This is a genomic window from Mycobacterium intermedium (assembly GCF_002086275.1).
Classification (GTDB): Bacteria; Actinomycetota; Actinomycetes; order Mycobacteriales; family Mycobacteriaceae; genus Mycobacterium; species Mycobacterium intermedium.
The window spans coordinates 1-4946 of sequence record NZ_MVHT01000168.1 but is presented as its reverse complement, the minus strand read 5'-3'; the positions used below and the strand labels follow the sequence as shown (position 1 = coordinate 4946).

General features: G+C 65.5%; 9 protein-coding genes. 6 read left to right on the top strand and 3 right to left on the bottom strand.

The annotated features are described in order from the left end of the window. Window positions 1-79: 79 nt before the first annotated feature. Window positions 80-313 (bottom strand): hypothetical protein, encoded by a 234-nt coding sequence (locus BST27_RS32005; protein WP_139805453.1) that lies wholly within the window; start codon window positions 311-313, stop codon window positions 80-82. Between the two features lie 240 nt (window positions 314-553). Here BST27_RS32005 and BST27_RS29560 point away from each other — a divergent pair, with 240 nt between their 5' ends. Genes BST27_RS29560 through BST27_RS29550 form a run of 3 tightly spaced genes read left to right on the top strand, consistent with a single transcriptional unit; the run spans window position 554 to window position 1679 of the window. After that, window positions 554-1012 carry a hypothetical protein gene (locus BST27_RS29560; RefSeq protein ID WP_139805452.1) on the top strand — a complete coding sequence of 153 codons (459 nt, stop codon included), beginning with the start codon at window positions 554-556 and terminating at the stop codon, window positions 1010-1012. Next, window positions 1009-1389 (top strand): hypothetical protein, encoded by a 381-nt coding sequence (locus BST27_RS29555; protein WP_069419627.1) that lies wholly within the window; start codon window positions 1009-1011, stop codon window positions 1387-1389. Before BST27_RS29560 ends, BST27_RS29555 begins: the two co-directional genes overlap by 4 nt. Before the next feature lie 44 nt (window positions 1390-1433). Beyond that, window positions 1434-1679: a hypothetical protein gene (locus BST27_RS29550; RefSeq protein ID WP_069419628.1), complete on the top strand. Its 246-nt coding sequence runs from the start codon at window positions 1434-1436 to the stop codon at window positions 1677-1679. On the opposite strand, the gene BST27_RS29545 is transcribed toward BST27_RS29550, so the two are convergent. Together BST27_RS29545 and BST27_RS29540 are read right to left on the bottom strand one after the other, a co-directional pair. Continuing rightward, the gene (locus BST27_RS29545) at window positions 1680-2378 is read right to left on the bottom strand and encodes a recombinase family protein (RefSeq protein WP_069419629.1); all 699 of its coding nucleotides are present in this window, start codon (window positions 2376-2378) and stop codon (window positions 1680-1682) included. 200 nt (window positions 2379-2578) lie between these two features. Then, window positions 2579-2821, bottom strand: coding sequence for a CDGP domain-containing protein (locus BST27_RS29540; RefSeq protein ID WP_139805451.1), 243 nt, complete (start codon window positions 2819-2821; stop codon window positions 2579-2581). Window positions 2822-3040: 219 nt separating this feature from the next. Here BST27_RS29540 and BST27_RS29535 point away from each other — a divergent pair, with 219 nt between their 5' ends. The 3 genes from BST27_RS29535 to BST27_RS29525 are packed head-to-tail and all read left to right on the top strand — an operon-like array spanning window position 3041 to window position 4808. Beyond that, window positions 3041-3268, top strand: coding sequence for a hypothetical protein (locus tag BST27_RS29535; protein WP_069419685.1), 228 nt, complete (start codon window positions 3041-3043; stop codon window positions 3266-3268). Next, the gene (locus tag BST27_RS29530; protein WP_079219691.1) at window positions 3265-3993 is read left to right on the top strand and encodes a hypothetical protein; all 729 of its coding nucleotides are present in this window, start codon (window positions 3265-3267) and stop codon (window positions 3991-3993) included. The genes BST27_RS29535 and BST27_RS29530 overlap by 4 nt, the downstream gene beginning before the upstream one ends. After that, a complete protein-coding gene (locus tag BST27_RS29525; protein ID WP_069419632.1) occupies window positions 3990-4808 on the top strand; it encodes a hypothetical protein in 819 nt (272 codons plus the stop codon). The genes BST27_RS29530 and BST27_RS29525 overlap by 4 nt, the downstream gene beginning before the upstream one ends. Window positions 4809-4946: the final 138 nt, after the last annotated feature.

The window sequence follows — 4946 nt, the reverse complement described above, 5'->3', positions numbered from 1 at the left end:
CGCGCGCGCGAGAGGGTCCGTAGGACCGGTCCTACGGTCCTACCAAGTCGATGTAGGACTCGCACCGGGCAAACTGACCTCACACCCGGACCACCTTGTTGGCGTCGCCGTCATATGTCACCGCGCCGCGGTCAACCAGGCGCGACAAAGCAATGTCGGCCAACTGGCGCTCGTTGCTCTTGAATTTCTGCCGCAGCCCGCGACGACCAGACCACATTGCTGTCCCGCCGGCCTCATTAACGCGGCGCAGGATGCGTTCGCCGAGTCTGTCTAACCTGGCTTCTCGATCATCAACGGCCGCTGCCGTCGCCACCTGCTCCCATTAAAGGCACAATGACCGCATGGGCCGATACCCCTTGCCGCACAACACGATTCGCGCACGCGGGCACCGCGAAATTCCTTGTGCACCAACGGATTTCGCGACGCCCGACAGCCGATACCCCTTGTCGCACAACGGCTTTCGTGCACGCGCCAACGGCGAAAAGCTTTGTACACCAACAGATTTCGCGATGCGCGCTGGCGTGAATTGCACTGTTGCGCAGAGGGTTTGCACATGCCCCGAGTGATGCCGCTCAAAGATTCTCGCGCCCGCGCCGAAGAGGCGTTGAGGCTACGGGCCCGGCGCAAGACGTGGACGGAAATCTCTGCTGAGCTGGGCTTTCGCTCGCGCGACGGTGCACGGTTGGCGGTGAATCGACTGCTGAAGTCAGTGTCCGCCGACCCCGGTCACGTCGCATTGGAGCGCGCTGTTTCTTCGGCATCACTCGCGGCACAAGAGCCGGGCTTGTTCGAGCTGTACGAAGCGGCGGTGAAACGGGGCGATGATGAAGCGGCGGCCACCTTGTCTCGCGAACTTCGCTCCCTGGTCACCGACCGTGCCAAGTTGGCCGGCCTCTACGCGCCGCAGGCCGTATCCGTGGACGTCAAGCTTTCGCTCGGCGACTTGATTGCGCAGGCCAAGCAACGATTGCTCGCGCTGGACAACACCGTGGACGCGGAGGTCATCGAATGACTAGCAAGCGCGATGCGATCCTCGCGGCATTGTCGCTGGTCGAAAACCTCGACACCGGGAAGATTAAACCGGCCGAACTGGACGCCGAGCTGGTCTCTGCCTGCCGCGCGCTGTTCGGCCAGGTGGTCGGCGACGGTGACGCGCTCTGGTCACTGCACACTGATGTCTGCCGGCAAGCGATCGCGTTGGGTGCGCTGACGGCTGACGAGCTGAGCGAGTGGGTCGCCGTACTCCGTCAGCGCCAACGGGCCGGAGAGCCGTTTTCCGGGCCCACTCTGCCCGATGGCACCGGCGAACCGGATTCGTCCGGCAGCGGACCGCACAGCCCCGAAATTGCGGCCTCTGAACCCCTGCCCGAACCGGAGGACGACACGTGAAACCCGTTGAGAATGCAGACGTTTGCAGTCATTGTCCGCGAAGAGTGACAGCCGGAGTTAGCACGCCAGCTACCCCGGAACAGCTCGACGCCGCGATCTTGGCCGAGCTCGCCAAAGCGAACGGCCAGCTCCTGGCGTGGAGCACCTTACGGGACCGGTTGCCTTCCGCGTCGTTCTGGGCGAAGGCGGAAGCCTTGGTTCGGTTGCACGACGCGCGCAAGCTGCACGCGTTCATGATCGACGGGCGAACCTATGTCGACACCGCGATCACGCTGCGGCTGGCAGCGTGATCAGCCGAGCTCGGCCCGCACACGCTCGGCGTCCTGACCTTCGAGCACCTGCTTGATGGTGTTGGCATACCACTTCGCGCCACCCTGTGCAGTCGGCACCCCGTCAGCGGTCAGCTCGGCAGCGATGGCACGCAGCGACGCACCGCCTTGCCTGGCCTCGACGATGCGGGCCACGACCTCGCGCGGCAGCGACGAGGGTCGGCCGAGCCGCACACCTTGAGCCTTGCGCACTGCGAGCGCAGCTTTGGTCCGGTCACTGATCAGGGCACGTTCCAGCTCGGCCACGCTGCCCATGATCTGTGTCTGGAACCGACCAGCTGCGGTGCTGGTGTCGATGGTGTTGTCGACTGAGACCACCCCGCCATTGGCACGCTCGACCCGGTCGATCACGTCAAGCAGGGTGCGCAGACCACGCGCCACGCGGTCAGTCTTGGACACCATCAGCACCGCGGCCTTGCCATCCTCGATCGCCTCGATCGCCGCGGCCAGGCCGGGCCGGCGCTCGACACCCTTGGAACCACTGATGCCCTCATCCGCGTGCCACCCGACGATGGTCCAGCCGCGGCGAGCGGCCTCGGCCTCGATGGCTGCGCGCTGGGCTTCGAGGCCGGCACCGCGGGCGGCTTGCTCGTCGGTCGACACTCGCACGTAGGCGATGACGCTTCCCGCAGGCGCGGTACGAGCAAAGGGGTTATGCATACGACCGTTTGTATAACGCATCTCTCAAGAAAAGCCGTCCGAGGTACGCCGTGTCCAGCGGAATACCTTGCAGCCCAACCGCTCTCGTACTCACCGCAATTTTTGAACTTCAAAATACCTCACAATGCCGACTTCACTAGGCATTGTTAGATCTGGCAAACTCCTACCGTCATACCGGCAGCATCAATCCACGCTCAGATTTATAACCCGATGTGGTAGGCGGGCTGCCCGATGGGAGTCGGACCAGGGTTGGCCGGGTCGTAGGCGTAGCACTTGTGATAGGGCGGAGAGTAGACACCGCCATATCCGTAGCTGGGCGCGACATCCACACACCGCACCCATGTCCCGTCCGCTTGGACGGGTCCGTCACAATACAGCGCCCCGAGCATGTTGGTTTCACAGTTGGTACCGGGCAGGCCGGGATCGGCCGCTGCGGGCTGCACGGCCAGGCTAAAGGCGCTCGCGAAACAACAAGTGATCAGTGCCAGGGACGGCGCTAGTGCTCTACGCGGCCAACCGTTCATGCGTCGAACGATAGACCGCGTAGCCGACATCTGAGTATGGGCAATTTCCGAATTCACATCTTTGCCTGCACCAGCTTCCCTCCGGCCTCGCGCGGTCGTGCCGGGCTGCCCTGCATCCCTGCCGTCTACGGTGCCCGCATGATTGATCCCGCCACCATGCCGCCAGGGCGCTGGCAGGCACGGCACGCTGCATTCAAAGCCCACGGTGTACCCGACACAGACCCGCGCATCCTCGAATGCCACGCCGCGCTGGCCTATTGGCGGTGCCGACGGGTGATCGACGCCGAGCGCGGACAATTGGCACCCGAGCACATTCCCGCCCTGGCCGACATGCTGCGCCACGCACACCCGGCGGTGCCAGCATGACCGTCCTCGCTCGTCCACAGCGCCCGAATCGGCTGGCGCCACGCGAAGTGGTGTACTCGCAGGACCAACAGCGCGAGCGGCGCCGGCAGTGGCTGCGTGTGCACTACCGCGGTGACTTCGATCTCACCGCCGAGGTGGCCGCAATTGTCAACCCGCTGGCCGCGCAGGTAGCAGCCCTACCGCGGCCGCTGGTGTTGCGGCCCAAGATTGACGAGGTCGCCGACGCGGTGCACGAACTGATCTCCACGGTCGTCGGCATGCTCGCCGAATCTCGACAACTCGACAGCGCCGCGCATGCCCGGACAGTGCGGGCGGTGCGAGACTTGGCACAGCGCCCCACCGCCCCGCTGATCACCGACGAGCACATCGGGTCTGGCAGGTGGGCGGCGATACTGGTCGAGTTCGTCGCGCCGTTCAACGGTGACCTGGCCGCGTTGCTGGGCCGCGCCCTCCCGCCGCACCACCCGAAAACTAACGGCCTCTCGGCGTCCGAACGCTTGGAGGCCGCGCTACGGGTGCTCGACACACCGGCGCATGATCTAGCATTTCTCATCCCGAAAGCCGCACGGCGGCAATCACTTCCGAGCATCGAGGAAATCAACGCCGCTTATCGTGCGCGTGAGGAGGCCGAACGTGTGCAACGCGCACTGGCGAAGGTGAAGCCGGCCAAGCCCGCCAAGCCGGGCAAAACGGGCAAGGCGGCCACGGTGGGGGCGAGACGATGACGGCACCGGATTTGCTGCCCGCGATCATCTTCGATCCGCCACAAGTTCCCCCCAACCCCTACGGCCTCTACTCCCATGTGCGCTGGGTCCAAAGCGGTGACCCTTTCCGCGCACTGCTGCACCAAGGCGTAGTGATCCGCCCGCACAACTACGGCGGTGAAGGTGCGTTCGGGGTCTGGAACGCGGGCTGGTGTGAGGACCCCGACAGCATCGCCGCCGAGGACCGCAAGCACGGCACCCGGCCCGATGCCGAGGAACTGGACCCGTTCACCAGCGAAACCGTCTACGCCTTCGACCACAACGCCTGTGGTGACCTCAGTGCTGAGGAAATTCAGGCCACCCGCGACCGGGCGTTACGCAACCTGCTGCGCTTGGAGCAAAACGCCGCCGAGCGTCAGCTAGCGGTGCGGATGCTGGCCGACGCCGGTACGCCAAGGGCAACCACAGACATCGTTGCCGCCCTGGCCCACATCGAAACCCAGTTCGCCATCACCGCAACGGCCGGCTTCATCCACGCCAGCTCATATTGGGCGGCGCATGCGATCCGATCGCAACTGGCGGTGCGCGACGGCGACAGATTCGTCACCCCGCTCGGGCATACCTGGGTTTTCGGCGGTGGTTATGCCGACGAACTGGACACCGTACTGGTCGCTACGTCGCCGATCTTCGGCTGGCGCGGCGAAACACAGATCAACGAATCGATCCAGCACACCACCAACGAGTTCATCGCCGTGGCCGAACGCAGCGTGTTGCTGGGATACGAGAAGGCCGTAGCCGCTGCCGAGATCGAGACGCCGGAGCCCGCGGAGCCGTGATCAGACCCACTGTCGAGGCAGCCTTGGCGACGCCCCTGTCAGTCGCCGTCGCGGCCCCGGGGGGGGGGGGGGGGGGGGGGGGGGGGGGGGGGGGGGGGGGCCCCCCCCCCCCCCCCCCCCCCCCCCCCCCCCCCCCCC

Bases quoted from the DNA above. Each gene is read 5' to 3' on its own strand.
- BST27_RS29555 (WP_069419627.1), top strand. From the start codon at position 1,009: ATGACTAGCAAGCGCGATGCGATCCTCGCGGCATTGTCGCTGGTCGAA.
- BST27_RS29535 (WP_069419685.1), top strand. From the start codon at position 3,041: ATGATTGATCCCGCCACCATGCCGCCAGGGCGCTGGCAGGCACGGCAC.
- BST27_RS29560 (WP_139805452.1), top strand. From the start codon at position 554: ATGCCCCGAGTGATGCCGCTCAAAGATTCTCGCGCCCGCGCCGAAGAG.
- BST27_RS29525 (WP_069419632.1), top strand. From the start codon at position 3,990: ATGACGGCACCGGATTTGCTGCCCGCGATCATCTTCGATCCGCCACAA.
- BST27_RS29530 (WP_079219691.1), top strand. From the start codon at position 3,265: ATGACCGTCCTCGCTCGTCCACAGCGCCCGAATCGGCTGGCGCCACGC.
- BST27_RS29545 (WP_069419629.1), bottom strand. From the start codon at position 2,378: ATGCATAACCCCTTTGCTCGTACCGCGCCTGCGGGAAGCGTCATCGCC.